19 protein-coding genes are annotated in these 18,915 nt (G+C 43.4%); 6 read left to right on the top strand and 13 right to left on the bottom strand.

What is annotated here, in order from left to right; all coding sequences use genetic code 11:
* Positions 1-122 precede the first annotated feature (122 nt).
* A complete protein-coding gene (locus PAENI_RS25520; RefSeq protein ID WP_149647163.1) occupies positions 123-1,214 on the bottom strand; it encodes a response regulator in 1,092 nt (363 codons plus the stop codon).
* A 3-nt stretch (positions 1,215-1,217) separates the two neighbouring features.
* The gene (locus PAENI_RS25515) at positions 1,218-4,328 is read right to left on the bottom strand and encodes a hybrid sensor histidine kinase/response regulator (protein WP_188114685.1); all 3,111 of its coding nucleotides are present in this window, start codon (positions 4,326-4,328) and stop codon (positions 1,218-1,220) included.
* A 256-nt stretch (positions 4,329-4,584) separates the two neighbouring features.
* Here PAENI_RS25515 and PAENI_RS25510 point away from each other — a divergent pair, with 256 nt between their 5' ends.
* The 5 genes from PAENI_RS25510 to PAENI_RS25490 all read left to right on the top strand — a co-directional run bounded on the left by PAENI_RS25510 (position 4,585) and on the right by PAENI_RS25490 (position 9,061).
* A complete protein-coding gene (locus tag PAENI_RS25510) occupies positions 4,585-5,361 on the top strand; it encodes a helix-turn-helix domain-containing protein (RefSeq protein WP_149647161.1) in 777 nt (258 codons plus the stop codon).
* The gene (locus tag PAENI_RS25505; protein ID WP_149647160.1) at positions 5,358-6,038 is read left to right on the top strand and encodes a GNAT family N-acetyltransferase; all 681 of its coding nucleotides are present in this window, start codon (positions 5,358-5,360) and stop codon (positions 6,036-6,038) included. Before PAENI_RS25510 ends, PAENI_RS25505 begins: the two co-directional genes overlap by 4 nt.
* A complete protein-coding gene (locus PAENI_RS25500; RefSeq protein ID WP_149647159.1) occupies positions 6,022-7,029 on the top strand; it encodes an alpha/beta hydrolase family protein in 1,008 nt (335 codons plus the stop codon). The genes PAENI_RS25505 and PAENI_RS25500 overlap by 17 nt, the downstream gene beginning before the upstream one ends.
* 130 nt (positions 7,030-7,159) lie before the next feature.
* A complete protein-coding gene (locus tag PAENI_RS25495; RefSeq protein ID WP_149647530.1) occupies positions 7,160-7,987 on the top strand; it encodes a MerR family transcriptional regulator in 828 nt (275 codons plus the stop codon).
* Between the two features lie 45 nt (positions 7,988-8,032).
* Entirely contained in the window at positions 8,033-9,061 is a 1,029-nt protein-coding gene (locus PAENI_RS25490; RefSeq protein WP_149647158.1) for a serine hydrolase domain-containing protein, read from the top strand.
* 84 nt (positions 9,062-9,145) lie between these two features.
* Here the strand turns inward: PAENI_RS25490 and PAENI_RS25485 are convergent, their stop codons facing one another.
* From PAENI_RS25485 to PAENI_RS25475, 3 genes are all read right to left on the bottom strand, one after another.
* Positions 9,146-9,535, bottom strand: a complete 390-nt coding sequence (locus PAENI_RS25485) for a hypothetical protein (protein WP_149647157.1) — start codon at positions 9,533-9,535, stop codon at positions 9,146-9,148.
* A gap of 220 nt (positions 9,536-9,755) precedes the next feature.
* Positions 9,756-10,289 carry a chromate transporter gene (locus PAENI_RS25480; protein WP_149647156.1) on the bottom strand — a complete coding sequence of 178 codons (534 nt, stop codon included), beginning with the start codon at positions 10,287-10,289 and terminating at the stop codon, positions 9,756-9,758.
* 11 nt (positions 10,290-10,300) lie between these two features.
* Positions 10,301-10,963 (bottom strand): chromate transporter, encoded by a 663-nt coding sequence (locus PAENI_RS25475; protein WP_262495736.1) that lies wholly within the window; start codon positions 10,961-10,963, stop codon positions 10,301-10,303.
* Between the two features lie 186 nt (positions 10,964-11,149).
* Here PAENI_RS25475 and PAENI_RS25470 point away from each other — a divergent pair, with 186 nt between their 5' ends.
* The gene (locus PAENI_RS25470) at positions 11,150-12,349 is read left to right on the top strand and encodes an ROK family protein (RefSeq protein WP_188114684.1); all 1,200 of its coding nucleotides are present in this window, start codon (positions 11,150-11,152) and stop codon (positions 12,347-12,349) included.
* Between the two features lie 65 nt (positions 12,350-12,414).
* On the opposite strand, the gene PAENI_RS32755 is transcribed toward PAENI_RS25470, so the two are convergent.
* From PAENI_RS32755 to melA, 8 genes are all read right to left on the bottom strand, one after another.
* Positions 12,415-12,516: an SEC-C metal-binding domain-containing protein gene (locus tag PAENI_RS32755; RefSeq protein ID WP_262495735.1), complete on the bottom strand. Its 102-nt coding sequence runs from the start codon at positions 12,514-12,516 to the stop codon at positions 12,415-12,417.
* Between the two features lie 109 nt (positions 12,517-12,625).
* Complete coding sequence (locus PAENI_RS32750; RefSeq protein ID WP_262495734.1) at positions 12,626-12,850, bottom strand: SPASM domain-containing protein; 225 nt, start codon at positions 12,848-12,850, stop codon at positions 12,626-12,628.
* A 53-nt stretch (positions 12,851-12,903) separates the two neighbouring features.
* Complete coding sequence (locus PAENI_RS32745; protein WP_262495733.1) at positions 12,904-13,401, bottom strand: radical SAM protein; 498 nt, start codon at positions 13,399-13,401, stop codon at positions 12,904-12,906.
* On the bottom strand, positions 13,398-13,658 hold the full coding sequence (locus PAENI_RS32740) for a hypothetical protein (protein WP_262495732.1): 261 nt from the start codon (positions 13,656-13,658) through the stop codon (positions 13,398-13,400). Before PAENI_RS32740 ends, PAENI_RS32745 begins: the two co-directional genes overlap by 4 nt.
* 313 nt (positions 13,659-13,971) lie before the next feature.
* On the bottom strand, positions 13,972-14,928 hold the full coding sequence (locus tag PAENI_RS25460) for an NAD-dependent epimerase/dehydratase family protein (RefSeq protein ID WP_188114722.1): 957 nt from the start codon (positions 14,926-14,928) through the stop codon (positions 13,972-13,974).
* 22 nt (positions 14,929-14,950) lie between these two features.
* Positions 14,951-16,141, bottom strand: a complete 1,191-nt coding sequence (locus PAENI_RS25455; protein ID WP_149647154.1) for a glycine C-acetyltransferase — start codon at positions 16,139-16,141, stop codon at positions 14,951-14,953.
* Between the two features lie 248 nt (positions 16,142-16,389).
* The gene (locus PAENI_RS25450) at positions 16,390-17,562 is read right to left on the bottom strand and encodes an MDR family MFS transporter (protein WP_188114683.1); all 1,173 of its coding nucleotides are present in this window, start codon (positions 17,560-17,562) and stop codon (positions 16,390-16,392) included.
* 29 nt (positions 17,563-17,591) lie between these two features.
* Complete coding sequence (gene melA / locus PAENI_RS25445; RefSeq protein ID WP_149647152.1) at positions 17,592-18,890, bottom strand: alpha-glucosidase/alpha-galactosidase; 1,299 nt, start codon at positions 18,888-18,890, stop codon at positions 17,592-17,594.
* Positions 18,891-18,915 lie beyond the last annotated feature (25 nt).

Genomic DNA, 18,915 nt, shown 5'->3' with positions numbered 1-18,915 from the left:
TTAAATCATGTCATCATTTCGACAATAATCGAGAGTATTATACAAAATTATGATAAACGAAAAATAAACAAAAAAAGAACCTTCGAATTCTAATCGATTCGTCGGTTCTCTTTTTCTTTATACTAGTTCATCATCTTCTTAATCAGAGCTTTGAGCTTAGGATCAGGTGAAGTTCCAAGCTCCTGTTGAAGGGTCTCTTCCAATTGCCCATATCGCCGATAAGCTTCATTCATACGCCCTAGTTCAATATACAAATGAATGATTTCCTGATGGATATCTTCTCTCAAGGGATCCAATTTCAAGATTCTCTCAAAGTAGTGCAGCGATTGTTGACGCTCGTTCTGCTCCATATGAAATCTAGCAGCTAGTTCCAGCAGTCCAATAAAATCCTGTTCAAGTCGGCGTGTCTTCCCACTAGCCCAATCGTATGCTTTACCTTTGAGAAAGGACCCCGTATACAATGTTTCTACTTGATTGAACCATTCAGAATCTTTTTTCGAGACCTGTCTAATTTGCTTCAGCTGTCGCTTAAACTCATACAAATCACAATAAATACTGCGTTCCTCTATACTAATTTCGGTTCTGCTGGCTTTAATAAAGCTAGTTCCGATTGCTTTTCGAATATAGTACAGGGTTGAGTTCAGATTCTTCAGCGCTTTATCAGGTTCCAGCCCGCTCCATAAGGTATCGATAATTTCATCTCGGCTAACCGTCCCTTTACTAATCAAAAAAGCAAACAATTCTTCGGTTTTTGGGCTCCTTAGCTTGATGGGCTCTCTGTCTTGCGTACGGCGGTATATCTTTAGTCCATTAAATAAGAGAACTTCTATGACGGGCTGAACCGTCACACCTCTATTCATTTTTTTGATCTTATCCAAAGTTTTAGTTAAACGCTGTGCAGTTACAGGCTTCAGCAAATAATCCACAGCACTCAGTTCGAAGGCTTGCAGTGCGTATTCGTCATACCCTGTAACAAAAACCACATTAATCGATTCATCTAGTTCATGCAAAAGGGTGGAAAGCTTCATTCCATTTGTGTCAGGCATAGAAATGTCCAAAAAAGCTACATCAATCGAATTCCCCTTCACAAATTCATAGGCTTCCGTCGGATCCAGAAAAGTATCGTATACTTCAATCTCTCCACTCTGAGATAATATCCTTTTTAAGCGCTTTACTGATAATTCTTCATCATCCACGATAATGGCCCGCAGCATACTTCAACCTCCTATCCGCTTCATGTGTTGTTTGGGGATATCAAAAGAAACCCGTGTGCCTTTTCCTTCAACACTTTGAATACGAATGTTCTTTCCATAGAGAAGTTTGATGCGTTGACTAATATTCCAAAGCCCTACGCCTCTTTTATCTACATCTGATTTCATGATTTCCTCCAGCTTGTGCTCACTCATTCCGCGTCCATTATCTTCTACAACAAAGCTGACTACAGAAGGATCCGACTCTTTCACAGATATAGTTACCTTTCCTCCCCGTAAATTGGACATCAGTCCATGTCTTATAGCATTTTCTACTAATGGTTGTAGGATAAGTGGGGGAATCCGACTATCCGTATTTGCAGTTATATCATATTCCACTTGTAATCTAGCACCAAAGCGCACTTTTTCAATATTAATATATGCTTTAACTAGCTCTAGCTCACCCTCCAAGGTAGTTAACGAATCCAACTGTTTGAAGTCAAAGCTGCTTCTCAAATACTGTGACAGCTCCAGCGTTAATTCTTCCGCCTGCTCAGGTTCTTCCACACATAATGCAGCAATTGAATTCAGGGCATTGTACAAGAAATGCGGTTTGATCTGAGAACGTAAAAAGGCAATTTCGGCATCTTTAGCTTTCTTCACAGAAGCTCTCAATCGGGTCAGGCTTTTCACACGTGCCATTAATTCTTCCGCTTCAAACGGCTTCCCCACATAATCATTTGCCCCATTATCCATGGACATTTTCATATCGCTAACTCTATTCTTCGCCGTTAGCATTAACACAGGCAGCTCAAAGGGTGTGAATCTCTCTCTAATCCTTTGCAGAACCTCATAGCCAGAAATATCCGGCATTGTAATGTCCAGTACAACGAGAAAGAAGTCTGAATTCTTCGATAACTCATCAAGTGCCAGCTGCCCGCGGTTCACAACAACAATGGAATATCCCTCAAGCTTGAACAAGTTGATCATAGATTGCAGGTTGGCAAAATCATCGTCCACGACCAAAATCGGCTCATTGATTTTACCTTGGATATATACAGGATACTCCTGGCGCGGAAAGAAAACTTCTCTATAAGGAAGAGTCTTATCCACGATTGGACCCGTGACTTGATTAGATGTTCGATCCCATCGTGAAATAGTAAATATAAAGACCGAACCTTTACCTGCAACAGAGTCCACTCTAATGTTCCCGCCATGTAACTCAACCAGCTTCTTGGTAATGCTTAGTCCGAGACCTGTCCCACCATGACTGTGAATTTCAGCTTCGTCCACTTGCTCAAAGGCCATAAAAATACGTTTCTGCATATCCGGTGCAATTCCGATTCCCGAGTCTGCCACACGAACCTCAACCCATTCATGAGTAAATCTGGCACTAATATTTATTTCACCCTGCTCCGTGAATTTAATCGCATTATCTACCAAATTGTGCAAAATCTGAATCAAACGGTTGCCATCTGCATGTACAGGTGGAAACTCTGAAGCAACATTGTTTACGAGAAAGATCGACTTTTCTCCGAGCAGAAACGAATGTATACCGATAACAGAATCTACAACAGCTTTCAGATCTAGGGTGCTTTTATATAAGGTGATATCTCCATGCTTCATTTTGGAATAATCGAGCAATTCGTTTACCATATAAGTTAATCTTCTTCCACTTCCCATTACGATCGCTAGATTCTGCGCTTGCCTTTCGGTAACTGGACCTTCAACCCCATTAAGTAGTGTAGCAGTAATGTTGACTATGGCATTCAGTGGTGTCTTCAGCTCATGAGAGGTATTGGAGAGAAACTCGTCCTTAATTTTGTCCAGACCGATCAGCTGGTTTTTCATTTCATCTATCGTATGATAAGCCTCGAAAAAACGGAGAACAATCAGAACGATCATAATGATATTAAAGGCTACAATGTAAAACTGTCCTAGCCAAAGGTTTTCTTTCATCGAAAGAGCAAACAGAATGATGTCTATCGAGTACAGATTGATAGCAAGAATCGCCAAGAACAGCAGCAACGATTTGATCCGATTTACTTCTGGGCTTCTGATATACAAGATAGCCACTCTAAACAACATCCAAATTAACATCAATTCATATACAATGATCACATAGGTAGAGAAAAGCGTGTAAGTACGAATAGGCAGGATTGCTACCAATATTATAAAGCTGCCTAGTATAATCGTTACGACTTGCGTAAGTTTTAAAGAGATTATGCTTTTGTGCATTTGGTAGAAAAATATAGCCAGAACAATAAAACACGATATGGAGCTAATATCCTTCACTTTGTATAACACAATGAACGAAAGGTTTGGGAAAAACAGTAACAGCGAACGTTCTCCAATCAAGCCATGATAGATCGCAAGCAGTAAACAAATAATAGCAAATACAAGTAAGGAGTAATCCTTCTTACGGTATAAAGCAGCCGCCACAAAGCAGATGACAAAAATAAGTGATAATGTTCCCAATATTGCAACTGTACTAAATTCACGAGCCGTACTCTTTTGCTGGTTCTCTAGCATAGCGGCTTCCTCGCCAAAAGTAAGAGATACCGGAATACCTGCATTTACATATTCATAGTTAGAAACTTGAATGATGATCTCTACATCACCTTTTTCAGACGAAAAAAGCCCAATCTGCGGAATATTCCCCGACTGGTAATCGGCAGTACTCATAGTGGGGTTTCCATCCTTAATGAGTAAATGCCCATTCACATAAATCGCACTCGAAAAGCGGATATTCGTTTTTTTCAATGCGAATACACCGTTTACAGGTAAGTTTTTCAGCACCATCCGATAAGTAGCAGATCCGAATGCAGGTAAAGGTTGTCCATCAACCACTTTGCCATTCCATCGTGAAGGGACCTCCATTAATGCTGTAGGAGAAGGTTTGTCTGTGCTTGATTCTATAAAATTCTCAGGCATTAGCAGCTGGTTCCAATAAAATTCCCACTCACCATCTAACTTGATGATCTTTTGTTGTTGGTAATCCCAAGTTGAAAGATCCATGCTCCCCTTCTGAACTTGCAGATAATTCTCATGTTGATCATTATCTATAAAAATGGATAGTGGGATTGTTGCTAACGAGATGAAAGCAATTAAATAAATAAGTAACGTCCTTTTGAGCATCGTAGGCCCCTTTTCTATGGTGATGTTAAGCTGCGCAAACGCTTGGGGCATCGTGCAACACTTGGATTATATAGGATAGATAACGATAGATAACGATAGATAATTCTATAAAATTTTCTGTTTTCCTTCATGTTTCGACAAATTAATGGAATGGTGATTAGCGATTACACGAAACTGAGATCCACGCTTGACCTTAGGTCAGACCTAAGGTTTATAGTTAAATCAACAAATACCAATATAGATAGGAGCACCTCCATTGAATCATTACATTACGATTGGTGAACTTTCAAAACTTATGAATGTATCCGTTCATCAAATCCGATATTTTGAAGAGAAAGAGATTTTATTTCCAGCCTATACCGATAGCAATCAATACCGGATGTACGGAATTAATGAGATTTATCAGTTGGCCCAGATCCTATTACTCCGCAAATTGAACGTGCCTGTCAGTACGATTAACAAAAGCATGAATAACTTCACCAAAAATGACTACCATCAACTTTTGGAGCAGTCTCTAAGTAAAATAAACTCTGAAATAAACCAGCTAATGTTGTTGCAGCAGTTTTTACAAAAGGTACTTAAGGAATACGAGCACTCCGACATTCTAGAAGACAAATATCACATTAAACAATTGGATACTCGTCATTTAAAAAAATGGATGGAAATAGAGCAAGATGAGTCACTCACCGCTCGAAGTCTGTATGAAAAAAAGCCGCAACCAACTCATTTATTTGAAACAGATCTGCATTATTTATACGGTACTGAACAAGTAACCTTATGTTTTGAAAGCACTCACTTCACGGACATCATCCTAGAAAAAGGCAGCTACTTATATAAAGCATTTTTCGTGACGGATGATCATGATATTGAACTTGAGATTGCTCAACTGGAACACTATATAACACAACATCACTATACAATTCAGGGACCATTGATCCTTTTGGAAAAATCATATCTATCCCTATTCAACAATGACAAGCTTCATTATGAAATCCAAATTAATATTAAGCATGACCCTGACGGTGTAGCATGATAAGTCCGAACAAGATAACAATCGCTCACTACCAAGAACAAGATCATAGAGCAGTGTGCAATCTTTTAGTGGATGCGTTCCACGGTAAGTTCCACTCCCTCATCTCACTAGAGGACGATGATATTGCTGAACTACTTTTTAGGCTCTGGGAGCATGATCAACCGTCCGCATCATCACAACAAATCGTAGCTAAAGAAAATGGAGAGGTTGTCGGTACGCTCAGCATTAAGTGGAAGGACAGCCGAGCCTCAGACAGAAGTAAATTTATATCACCTCACCATAGTTCCTTTTCACAATTATTTAAGAAATTTGGATATCTAAATGTATGTAAGTTAATGGTTGGGTTACATTTTTTGAATTATCAGCCTCGCGCAAAAGAATGTTATGTCGATCATTTGGCCGTTCGATCTAGCCACCGTAATAAAGGAATCGGTAAGCAGTTGCTTAGTTGGGCAATAGATTTTGTAAACAGTCACTCCGAAGTGGACAAATTAACGCTACATGTTGCAAAAAATAATAAACGAGCTATTCATATGTACCAACAGATGGACTTTGCTATCGATCAATCAAACTATAGCGGGATTAGACACCTTCTTTTTAAAGAGGCTAATTGGCATTACATGACGAGGCGTTTACCACTACATCCTAGGAGCTCAATAAATGAAAAAAAATATTAAATTAACCGCATGCTTGATCATTGGCTTAATGGCAGCTTCAGTCTTATTCGTATTAAATCAGCATTCATATGCAATGAATGAGCAAAAGATAGAAATCGAAACCCCTCAGGGTAAACTAACAGGAACTTTAATTCTACCCCAGCACTATTCTGGAAACGTAGGGCTAATCGTTTTTGTTCATGGTGATGGTCCCATAAATGACACATACGATGACGGATATAAACCTTTATGGGAGAAATTCGCATCTGCCGGATATGCTTCTTTGTCTCTTAACAAGCCTGGTATTGGTGGTTCCTCTGGTAACTGGTTGGAGCAAAGCATGGAAGATCGTGCTCAGGAAACGATATCTGCGATTAACTGGGCGAAGAACTTACCAATGATTGATAAGAAGTCTATTGGTTTGTGGGGAGCAAGTCAGGCCGGTTGGGTGATTCCCAAGATTGTAAAAGAAGTTCCTAATCTCGCGTTCAGTATTCTTGTATCGCCTGCGGTGAACTGGATTTCTCAAGGTAAATACAATACAAGATTAGAAATGAAACAAGAAGGCTTCTCGGAAAATGAGATCCAAGCGAAAGAACATTATAATGCTCAAGTATTACAATTACTTAACGAACGAGCATCTTACGAGGATTACTTGCGTATTGCACATTCCGAGAACTTGATTTCTAAGGAACGCTGGGGATTTATCGCCAAAAACTATCAGTCTGATGCCACCGAAGAACTTAGTTACTTCAATGCTCCTGTCCATTTAGTACTCGGCGGTCAAGATATCAATGTAGATATTGAGGAAACCGAACGTATTTACCGTGAAAAAATACCTACCAACTTGCTCTCCGTCTCTTATTTTCCCAACGCTGACCACTCTATGCTGTCAAAGAAGAATGCCGCATCCCCCTTAAGAACTTATTTAACCGCTGTTTTCTTTCCACGACAATTGGTGGAAGATCAATATTTAGATGATCTAAGCCGATTTGTAAAGACACAACCGTAAACCTATTTCCAGATAAGAAATCTGACTATTGACTTTACCCTTAGGGGAAGGTGCATAGTGGAATTGAACAAACCATCGAAAATTCAAAGTCTATATATCATTAAATATCGAAGAAATGGAGATGAGATTGTTGCTGTCCATAGGAGAATTCTCGAAGATATGCGAAGTGTCCACTAAAACGCTGCGGTATTATGATGAAATTGGATTAATTCATCCCGATGAGATTAATCCCGAGAACGGTTATAGGTATTATTCCATCAAACAACTAACAAAAATGCTCTTTATCAATCGTTTGAAATCTTATCATTTCTCACTTGAAGAAATCAAAGATATTCTGGAATGGGAGCAGGATCATTTTGAAGAGAAGCTTAGTACAGCCCTTAATCTCAAAAAAAGAAAACTACAAGAGAAACTACGAACTTACGAATATACATTAAAGCAAATTAATAGTGATGTTCTAAATTTAGAGAAAGGATTATCTATGATGTCCTACCTAAATAAGATAGAAGTGCAACTTGTTGAGACCAAATCAATGCATATTCTTTTCACGCGTCAAATGTTGAGCAGTGATGATTATGCGCTTGGATATGGTAAGTATTTTAGCAAACTGTATGAAACTATTGCCACTGAAAAGCTGACCTTGCTGGGCACGCCAATAACAATTTATCACAGTGAGGAATATAATCCTGCCGGGAATGATACAGAGTTTGCCCTACCTATTGAGGAGATCGTAAATGGAACGAGGGAATTACGTGAAGGGCTGTGTGCGAAGTCTGTTTATAAGGGCCCTTATTCAGAATTAACATCGGTTTATGCGAAGCTCACAGAATGGATAGAAAATGAAGGTTATGAAATGGTGAACTCACCCTATGAAAAATATATAACAGATCCCACGCAAACTACTGATCCTCAGGATCTTGTTACTGAGGTGTATTTTCCAGTTAAGAAAAGATCGTAGCCACACTTATATTCACACCAAAATTTGATTAAAGGAGTTATCAATATGCACAGAAACTACTGGCCTATAAAAGACCGGCAAACTTCAGATCCGGCTACCTTAGGAATGGATGCTGAACAACTTTCAGAACTAGAAGCTAAGATTAAAACCGACTATAGTAATATAAACGGAATTGTAGTGGTGAGAAATGGATATATTGCCTATGAACAATACTTCAATGGCTATGGTCCGAATGATCTGCATCATGTGGCTTCTGTAACGAAAAGCATCTTATCCGCCCTCATTGGTATTGCCATTGATGCCGGATTTATCAAGGATGTTGATCAGGACGTGCTGGATTTTTTTCCCGACTATGTTCCCGACGATGTTGCTGCCAATCTACAAAAACGAGAAGTCACTATACGCCATTTACTCACCATGACAGCTCCCTATGCTTTTGAAGACTGGCACGAGCCGCTGGAGCAACTCTGTAAATCGTCCGACTGGGTCAAATACACACTTGATATCCTTGGCCACCAAGGGAATGTTGGTGATTTTAAATATTCCACCGCAGGGGCGCACTTACTGTCAGCTGTCATCACTCGTTCCACAGGAAAAAGTGCCCGTGAGTTTGCTAACGAGCGATTATTCAGACCTATCGGCATGACGGAAATCCCGGATTATGAGATGAAATCATTTGGGTTTGATGATTTATTTGGGGTAAATGTGAAGGGATGGGTGGAAGACCCCAATCATATCACCACAGGAGGATGGGGACTTACGTTGTCTCCACGTGATATGGCGCGTTTTGGTTCATTATATTTGAACCGTGGAAAATGGGAGAATAATCAGATTATTTCGGAGACATGGATTGAAGAATCAACAGCGATGAACCCTAATCATTACGGTTATTTGTGGTGGCTACGCGAAGAAGATGGGACTTACACTTACTCAGCGTTAGGGGATGGTGGTAATGTCATTTGCTGCATTCCAGAAAAAAAACTTGTCGTAGCTATCGCCTCAGAATTCACACTTCAGCCTCGTGACCGGTGGCCTCTGATTAAGGATTGTATTATTCCGTCTGTAGTAGAGTAAAGAAGATAGAAAACATGCTGGTTGCCACTACTTCATTAACAACTAGGAGAGCAACCAGTTGTCTACAATCTAAATCATTTTGCTTCAAGGAAAAATAATATCGCCTTCGTTTCTGCTTACATCAAAAAATCCTACTTTGTGTTTTATAGCCAACTCCCGCATCGCCGTATAAGCTTCCTCAGCTACAGAATAAGCGAAAGCTGCATAGATGACGGATGAGCCAAGCGAGTAGTCAGTCAACCGGTTATCCGTTCCTGCTTCCTCCATCGCCTCAAAAATCTCATCCTCTACATTCATATTAGGAAATTGCTCGGACAACTCACTATAAAAGCGTTGAAGCGCCTCCGATAAAACTGATGGATCATTATAGGTATGGTCTTCCGACCACTGCACTTGCTGCTCATACCACTTCATAAACGCTGCTCTCTCTTGCGGTGCTTTAGACGTCTCGAACGCCATCAAATCATAACTCATTAGCAATCCTCCTATATAGCTCTTCTAGCCTCAGCCCATTCTTCTGGTAGAGTAAAATATCCGATAAATCTTTATCCCCTTCGAGCGCTTAGACAGTTGTGTTTCCTTAAAAATTATCGACGGACCCTTGCCGCTCGACTTGATTTCGACTAGCTGAACAGCAAGCCCGTATATTCTCTGACAAGTACTTACCTCCAATCTGGGATCGTCCCGGCTCTGTCTAAAAAAAGGCTACACCAAGAATGCCAGAGGCAACGATAATGGTGAGCGGATGCAGCTTATATTTCATTAAACCATAAAGTGCAGTGAATACAATGATCAACGTGCCAATGGTTTGCCAAGTAACGAAGGCGTGTTCCACGCTATTTAAACCAAACCGAATCGCAGCATAGGCAATCAAACCTGTAATCACTGGTCGCAACCCATAAAATAACGTTTTAATCCATTGACTGTCCCTCACCCGATAAAAAAAGATGGAAATAACAATGATGATGATTAATGAAGGCAGAACCATGCCTAATGTGGACACAATCGCTCCTTCTATTCCGGCTACACGATATCCAATCAAGGTTGCACTGTTAGTTGCAACAGGGCCCGGTGACATCCCTGCGATGGAAACTACCTCTTGAAATTCCCTTTCAGATAACCAACCACCAGCCATAGCTTCATGCTGAATCATCGGAATGATGGCGTACCCTCCTCCAAAGGAGAGCAGTCCAATTTTTATAAAGATAAAAAATAAATTCCAAATCACATCGCTTCCCCCTAGATGTAATACTCCGGATAATTCGATTCTTCATCAGAAGCTTTCAAGGAATCCTTCTCTGTCCGAACTTGGAGCCCTAAGAGCTGTTTGATTGGCATATATACAAAACCGATAATCAATCCAACTGCGATCACGTAAATGGGATTGATTCCGGAAACTAATAAAACAATCGGTATAAGCAACGCCGTAACAGCCGTAGTCTTGTCAAATATAGCGTTCTTGGCCATTCGATATGCTGCTACTAGGATCAAGGCAATAACAGCACCATGAATCCCCTTCATGGCGGCAATAACTTTTGGTTGGTCGGCCAGTTGTGAGTAAACGGCGCTAAGCAAACAAACAATGATAAAGGTTGGAATCGTAATCCCAGCGATTGCAGCAATCGCACCCTTCACTCCAGCAAGACGATAACCAATGAATGCCGCCGCATTTACACCTACCCCACCTGGTGCTGCACCAGCTAAAGATAGAATTTCATCCATCTCCTCTTCAGCCAACCATTTCCGTTTAGTGGAAATTTCCCGTTCGATCATAGGGATCATCGCATAACCTCCCCCGAAAGTTACGGGACCGATTCGAACAAATACCAAAAACAACTGGAACAATAGACTTATCCTTAGGTCTGTATTCGTCGTCGCATTTGTTTTCATTGTTGTTCTCATGGATTCCACCCTTATATTTTCTGTCGTAATTTCATTATATCACTTTTTCCCAAAATGGAATTAAGTTTTTTGAACGGTAAAATACAATCTATGGTTTATGCGTTATACTATATTAATGTTAATAAATACAAACTTTATAAAAAACGATCTTACTAGTTCATCCTATATATAGCTTGGAGGTTTATCGTGGAAAAGCGCTCGACACACATTCCATCCCCAAAGAAACTCCTATACGACCGAATCGCCGAACAAGGCACAGTTTCCAAGTTAGATCTTCTACAAACATTTTCACTTACCAAAAGCACAATGACCCGAATATTAGATGAAATGACGGAAGAAGGCTTGCTGATAGAATGCGGATTCGGGGAATCTAGCGGAGGCAGAAGACCTATTTTATACCAGATCAATCCTTCCTACGGCTACATCATCGGTTTAGAGATTTCCAGGCTGTATTCTTCCCTTGGTTTATTTGATATGCAAATGAACCCAAAATCAATTGTTCACTGGCGAATGGATCAGGCATTCACACCTGAAAGATTTATGGATCACATAAGTAATCAAATACGCGCCTTCCTTAGAGACCATCAGCTGAAGGACAGTCAAATTATTGGGTTAGGAATAGGAGCCGTGGGACCGCTTGACCGGGAAAATGGTTTAATCTTAAACCCCCTACACTTCCCTTCTTCTGGCTGGAACAATCTCCCTATTTGCAAACTGGTGGAGGAACGAACGGGCTTCAAAGCTTTACTCGACAACGGTGCCAATTCCGCACTCCTTGGAGAACGATGGTCCATCCGTCACGCTAACATTCAACATATGCTCTATGTTCATGCTGGAGCAGGACTCCGCTATGCGATGATGTCGCATGGAAGTATTGTTCATGGCACGATGGATATGGAAGATGCCATTGGTCAAATGATCATCCAGACAGATGGACCCCGATTAAATAATGAAGGGAACTACGGAGCTCTGGAAGCATTCGTATCTGTGCAAGCGCTAGAACAAAGTGCGCGCTCAGAGGCGAAAATAGACAACGATCTGATCTTCCAAAGATATAAAGTGGCGCCTGAGAAACTAACTTATGATGTATTGGTACAAGCCTTTAGAGACGGTAATCCACATGCGCGTGAATTATTTACTCAAGCCGCCATTCACTTCGGTATTGGCCTCGCCAACGTTATCAACCTGTTTCACCCTGGGACCATCATTCTAGGTGGTGCGCTCATCCACTCTCACGAGTTGTTTTTCCAAACGGCGGTTGAAGTGGCACAGCGAAACACTTACCGTTATCCTGAATACCAACCTCAATTCTCCCTAGGTACATTAAAAGAAGAAGCTGTGGTGACTGGTGCGGCTATTATGGTGAGAAATCAAATGGTTCTTTAACATAATAAAAAGGTTGTCCCACAGCCATTTGCATGATTGTTGGGACAGCCTTTTTTTAATTTGAGCTATAGTGGTTGACAGCAACTCTTAAATTTTTTCCCGCTTCCGCAGAGACATGGATCATTTCTACCTGGAAGTGGTTTGGCACTTTTCCTGAACTCCAGCATCTGCTCCGATTTTAGTCATTTTGCTAGCAGTATCGTCCGTTCATAGGCATATGAGTAGAACATTTTATAGCTACGGCAGAAATAATCAACCTCAGTACGATCATGAACATCAAGCCAATTCCGGTTGCGCGGGCACCCCCCATTGCCAAAAGCTAAGATACTCACACTTATAGCATGATCCATTCATATTGGGTTTCATTAACAAAAAGTCATCATATATGGGGCTGGTAAGCAATGCTTCAAGGTCGGTATGGCCGATATTTCCTAACCTGTGCTCTTCATCAATAAAGAAATCGCAAGGATAGGCATCCCCGTTCGTTTCAAGCACCATCATCTTCGGGCAGCATGAGTTGTGGACGCATAACTCCGCCTCACGATGCATGAATACTAGAAGCATATTCTCAAAAATACGAATGGAATCTCCGGATACCCCTCGTTGTACCACAGATCAAATGTACGGCATAGAAACGCTCCGTATTGTTCAGGTGTAATTCGAAAGCGGCCAGGCATATCACTCTTCTGTGAAACAAAATCCATGCAAGGGATAAACTGAATATAAGGAAATTGTTGTTCCTGGTAGAATGTCATCAATTCGTCTGGTTTCATCACATTATCTTCATGAATCACCGTCAGAATACTATAGTCTACACCCTCATTCTGTAGATGGCGAATCCCACGCATAACTAGATCATAACTACCTTTCCCTGAACCCGTTATACGATGTGCATCATGAATGGGCTCAGGACCGTCCACACTAATCCCAACCAAAAAGTTGTACCGTTTAAAAAATTTCGCCCATTTCTCATGAATTAGCGTTCCGTTGGTCTGCAGCGCATTACTGATCATCGTATGAGGTGGAGCGTACTTAGCTTGGAGTGAAATCACGCGTTCAAATATGAAAGTCCGGCTAATAGCGGCTCCCCTCCCTGCCAAGAGAAAGTCGCTATACCAGATGATCTTTTCATGTACTGAGCGATAAACCGCTCCAGAAGATCCGTATCCATCACTCGGATCGGATGATGATGATGTCCCCCTGCTGTGCTGTAATAGCAATAATCACAGGTTAAATTACAATCCTCCGAGACGGTTTTCCACATGACATGAAGAGTCTCAGGCCTCGAGGTCGGTATGCATGTTGTCATACGATTCTGCCCCTCCTATATAAATACAACCTTTATGAAACCTATTTCCTATTTCTTCAATTAAATCATAGGTATGTGCATCAACGATGAGTAAAACATCATAGTTAATCGAATATCTGGACATAAAAAAACTGCATCCCCCATTGTCTGTTGAGACAAAGTAATGGGGGTACAGTTTCTTATGGGAATGAATTGTAGAATAGGTTATAGCCAATCCACCATTTGCCGCCGCGTGATGATTCAGATGACCCTAGCAAAGAGCCTGTTGCCGCAATCTTCTAAAATACCAAAGCAAGGACCGTCCTGGTCAAAACTAAGTCAGACGATCGCTCAAGTTTTCAAGCATGTCCTTGGTCATGCCCCCTAAATCGTATACTGGAGAAAACCCCCACTCCTGCGTTGCGGCGGTAGAATCGAGCGAATTCGGCCAACTCTCTGCGATCGCTTGACGAACCGGATCCACATGATAGTTAAGTACGAAGCCAGGGATATAACGCCGAATTGACGTAGCAACGGTCTCCGGATCGACGCTCATTGCCGTTACGTTAAAAGCATTGCGATGCTGAAGTCGCGCAGGGTCCGCCTCCATCAATTTTACGATGGCCTCCAATGCGTCCGGCAAATACATCATATCTAGGAAGGTCCCCGCTGCTATATAAGAAGTATATTGTCCCTTTGTAAGGGCTTCGACGTACATATCAACGACATAGTCCGTCGTTCCGCCCCCAGGAGGCGCCATGTATGATATCAACCCGGGAAACCGCAAGCTACGCGTATCAATACCATACTTTTGATGATAATAGTCGCAGAGCAGTTCACCCGCTACTTTGCTCACGCCGTACATCGTTACCGGCCTCTGAACGGTATCTTGAGGCGTTCCTTTTTTTGGCGTGCCGGGCCCGAACGCGCCGATCGAGCTCGGTGCAAAGAATGAACAGCCTAACTCTCGCGAAACCTCTAGGGCATTGGTCAATCCGCCCATGTTAAGGTTCCAAGCTAGAAGCGGTTTGGCTTCGGCAGTGGCTGATAGTAGGGCAGCCAGATGCAGGATCGTATCGACTTGATGCGCCTTCGCAATTTCCAACATCGTCGCACCGTCCATGACATCCAACAGCTCAAAAGGTCCCGAATGAGCCGCTGCATTATCGCTTAATCGAATATCTGTTGCCACCACCTGATCTGCGCCATAAAGTCGACGTAAATGGCACACCAGTTCAGATCCGACTTGCCCGAGGGCACCAGTTACTAGGATCTTTTTCATACTGCATATCTCTCCTTACCCGATAGTCTTGTCATATCAAGCTCATCTCGCGTCCCACCCGTTCATATTTGGCTAACGCCTCATTGAGCATATCCGTCGTATGCGCCGCCGTTGGCATATTGCGAATGCGTCCCGTACCCTTTGGTACCGTTGGAAACACGATCGCTTTCGCATAGACGCCTTCGTCCATCAGCCGCTTACTGAATGTTTGGGTCAACACTTCGTCTCCGATGATACACGGGGTGATTGGCGTTTCACTCGCTCCGACGTTGTAACCGAGCTTAATAAGCCCTTGCTTCAAATAGTCTCCGTTTGCCCAAAGACGATCTTGCAACTCCGTACTCCGCTTCAAAATACCAATAGCCTCGATGCAAGCTCCTATCGCCGCCGGAGGCAGCGAAGTAGAAAACAGGAATGGACGGCTTCGTACTTTCAGCCAATCGATCAAATCGCGACGCCCTGCCACATAACCGCCAGCCACGCCAATTGCCTTGGACAATGTCCCCATTTGAAAATCGATTCGATCGGACAACCCGAAATGTTTGACCGTCCCAGCTCCGTCTCCCAGCACCCCTGAGCCATGAGCATCGTCCACATACGTAATCAAGTCGAATATTTCAGCGATTTCCTGAATCTCAGGCAACTTCGCAATGTCCCCATCCATCGAAAACACGCCATCCGTGATCACCATTATCTTGCCGTATCCACCGGATCTGGTAGCCTCCTCTGCCTTTGCGCGTAAATCTTCCATGTCAGAATGGCGATAGCGAATGATTTTCGCTCGGGACAAACGACATCCATCGATGATGGATGCATGATTCAGCTCATCGGACAAAATCGCATCATGTTGGTCCATGACGGCCGAGATGGCAGCCATATTACAGTTGAAACCGGATTGGTAAGCAATTGCAGCCTCCGTGTGCTTGAATTCGGCGAGTTTCTCTTCAAGTCGCACATGCAGGTCGAACGTTCCGTTGATGGTTCGAACGGCTCCTGAACCGGCACCATACTTCTCAGTTGCCTTCACGGCAGCAGCAATAAGCCTATCATCCGTTGCAAGGCCAAGATAATTGTTGGAGGATAGGTTGATCCGCTTCACGCCCCGGATCATAATGATAGGACCGTTCGGCCCCTCCAGAGGATCGATTTCGTTATATAAACCTTTGCTCTTCAATTCGGATAGACCGTTCTGAAGAAACGTCATTAGAGTTTTACTACTCATTCCCATCTCCCCTTCTTCTTTTTTTGATCAATATACTTTGTGCTCGGGTTCAGGCAAATTGTGATCACTTCCGAATAATGCGAGTCAAACCCTTCTATTTCGACAATATGGAAAAACGCTATAATGGGACAAACTGTACGATTCGTTCAATATCCTCCCAGATTACCCTTAAAACACCTCTCGAACGTGTGAAAAAGATCCCCTTCCCGTGAGGGAGCGGGGATCTCTTGCCGCATGAGTTATTCGCATTATTCCGAAACTGTTCGCGCCCTTTGTGCATCGGAGAGCTTGTCGGGGATCAAATACAAGCCGATCCCCGCGACGCAGACAACCGCCATGATCGCAAACATGCCTTTGCCGCCAATATTTTCGTATAGAATGCCGCCAATAAACGGTCCAGCCATCCTGCCAGCCGTAGAAGAAGCCGCTACCCAGCCCATGACTCTACCTCTTGCCTTCGGGCCCACCTTCTCCAACGCCCAAGCCGGTACCGACGGGAAAACAAGAATTTCCCCGAGTGTCATGAGGATCATAGCGACGACAAACTGGCTGTAATGAATGGACAATCCGACAGCCAACAAGCCCAGTCCGAAAAGCATCGAACCGATAACAACCTGCCCCCTTGCGGTAACGGGATAGCGGATTAATAATCTCATTTTCACCGGGTGGGAAAGCATGATTAGCGCGCCGTTAATCGTCCATAACATGCTGTACGAACGAAAGGAAATACCGTTTTCCTGCGAATGCAGCGGTACAATTGCGGCCCACTGACTGTAGCAAAGCCACGATATGGCAAAAGCGATGCATAGGATGACGATAAACTTGCTACCGTGCGCGACCTCCCTGCCATCGCCGCTCCGATTCGAACGCGCGGCTTGCCCCGGCGTGATTGGCTCACGGATAAATGCGGCGAACATGACCAGAAACAATACGTACAGTAATGCATTCCCGAAGAACAAAGCCCGGATGGACATATCGGCGATCAAGCCACCTAATGACGCACCCAATGCCATGCCGATATTATGCGACACGAATATCCGATTGACAGCTTTCAGTTCCTTTCCCGGGCTACTGGAAACCGCAACAGCATTGATGACCGGATAGACGAGACCGCCGAAAAATCCGAGCAGAGTCAGCAAAGCAGCGTAACCATAGAAGTCGCGAACGATCCCCATGGCCGTGACGACGCTGGCAGAACCGACAATTCCCGCGTATACCGTCGTTTTTCCTCCCCAGCGGTCATAGATAAACCCTCCGAGTATATTTCCGACGAAAGACGCGCCATTATTGAAGAGAAGCACCAAGCCCGCCGCGGAAGCTGTCCGCCCGAACGCATCGTGCATATACACGACATTGATCGGCCAGACCAACGTCATCCCGATCGACAACAAGACGACGCAAAGTGACAGACGCGACAACATGTCGATATTTACTAAGCGGAACCTTTCTCTCATTTGAATTCAGGTAGCCAATTACCGTGTGCTTCGATAAGGTCGTCGCATAAGGAAACGATCTCGTCCATGGACAATTCCGCGGATGTGTGCGGGTCTAGCATTGCTGCGTGATAAATATGTTCTTTCTTGCCCGTCATCGCCGCTTCGATCGTTAGCAATTGCGTATTGATATTCGTGCGATTCAACGCGGCGCATTGCGGCGGCAAATCCCCTACGAATGTCGGAGTGACTCCGCTCGAGTCGACTATGCACGGCACTTCGACACAGGCTTCCTTAGGCAAGTTCGTGATAAGGCCCGTATTCATAACATTGCCGCCGATTTTGATCGGGACATTTGTCTCCATTGCTTCGAAAATAAACGAAGCATACTCGGACGTCCGCTTGTGCGTCAGGTCTTTGTTCCCGATCAATTCGTTCCGCATCGTCTTCCAACGCTCTATCTGGTTAACGCATCGACGAGGGTATTCATCCAGCGGAATGTTAAATCGCTCGATCAGCTCCGGATATTGCCGTTTGATGAAATACGGATGGTATTCAGCATTATGCTCTGACGATTCCGTGATATAGTACCCGAACTTCTGCATCAGCTCGAACCGTACCATGTCGTCGTGCTTTTCCTTTTGCTTTTCCGCTGCCCGCCGTTTGATTTCCGGATACAAATCGACTCCGTTTTTCGTCACTTCCAGCAACCAGGCCATATGGTTGATGCCCGCGATTTTCCATTGCACACCCTCATGATCCATCCCCAGATGGTCGAAAATGTGCGGAACGCACACTTGAACGCTATGGCACAAGCCTACCGTATTAATTCCACCGTAGGTATTCATGACGTTCGTCAACACGGCCATAGGATTCGTATAGTTCAAGAACAACGCATCGGGACAAACTTCCTTCATGTCTTCGGCGAAATCTAGCATGATCGGAATTGTCCGCAGGTTGCGGAAGATACCGCCGATGCCGATGGTATCGGCAATCGTTTGCCGCAAGCCGTATTTCTTCGGAACTTCAAAGTCGGTAATCGTGCACGGATCATATCCACCGACCTGGATCGCGTTAACGACATATTTGGCTCCGTGAAGCGCTTCTTTACGGTTACGATAGGCTCTGACCGAACAATTGCTGCCGAGCGTTTGTTTTAAGTTCAGAATGATGTTCTCCGAATCTTTCAAACGTTCCTCATCAATATCGAACAACGCTAGCTCGAAATCCTGAAGCGCTGGCGACAGCATGCAGTCCCCTAAAACGTTTTTGGCGAAAATGGTGCTTCCCGCACCGAGAAAAGTAATTTTGGACATATGATTCCCCTCATTCCTCTATGTT

It is taken from the genome of Paenibacillus sp. B2(2019) (assembly GCF_008370385.1).
In the GTDB taxonomy this organism is placed as follows: Bacteria; Bacillota; Bacilli; order Paenibacillales; family Paenibacillaceae; genus Paenibacillus_AQ.
This window is presented reverse-complemented; position numbering and strand designations above follow the sequence as displayed.

Coding starts and splice junctions, on each gene's coding strand:
- PAENI_RS25475 (WP_262495736.1), bottom strand. CDS start 10,963: ATGAGAACAACAATGAAAACAAATGCGACGACGAATACAGACCTAAGG.
- PAENI_RS25505 (WP_149647160.1), top strand. CDS start 5,358: ATGATAAGTCCGAACAAGATAACAATCGCTCACTACCAAGAACAAGAT.
- PAENI_RS25520 (WP_149647163.1), bottom strand. CDS start 1,214: ATGCTGCGGGCCATTATCGTGGATGATGAAGAATTATCAGTAAAGCGC.
- PAENI_RS32755 (WP_262495735.1), bottom strand. CDS start 12,516: ATGCTGGAGTTCAGGAAAAGTGCCAAACCACTTCCAGGTAGAAATGAT.
- PAENI_RS25485 (WP_149647157.1), bottom strand. CDS start 9,535: ATGAGTTATGATTTGATGGCGTTCGAGACGTCTAAAGCACCGCAAGAG.
- PAENI_RS25515 (WP_188114685.1), bottom strand. CDS start 4,328: ATGCTCAAAAGGACGTTACTTATTTATTTAATTGCTTTCATCTCGTTA.
- PAENI_RS32750 (WP_262495734.1), bottom strand. CDS start 12,850: ATGATGGTGCTTGAAACGAACGGGGATGCCTATCCTTGCGATTTCTTT.
- PAENI_RS25490 (WP_149647158.1), top strand. CDS start 8,033: ATGCACAGAAACTACTGGCCTATAAAAGACCGGCAAACTTCAGATCCG.
- PAENI_RS25455 (WP_149647154.1), bottom strand. CDS start 16,141: ATGAGTAGTAAAACTCTAATGACGTTTCTTCAGAACGGTCTATCCGAA.
- PAENI_RS32740 (WP_262495732.1), bottom strand. CDS start 13,658: ATGACAACATGCATACCGACCTCGAGGCCTGAGACTCTTCATGTCATG.
- PAENI_RS25450 (WP_188114683.1), bottom strand. CDS start 17,562: ATGTTGTCGCGTCTGTCACTTTGCGTCGTCTTGTTGTCGATCGGGATG.
- melA (WP_149647152.1), bottom strand. CDS start 18,890: ATGTCCAAAATTACTTTTCTCGGTGCGGGAAGCACCATTTTCGCCAAA.
- PAENI_RS25500 (WP_149647159.1), top strand. CDS start 6,022: ATGAAAAAAAATATTAAATTAACCGCATGCTTGATCATTGGCTTAATG.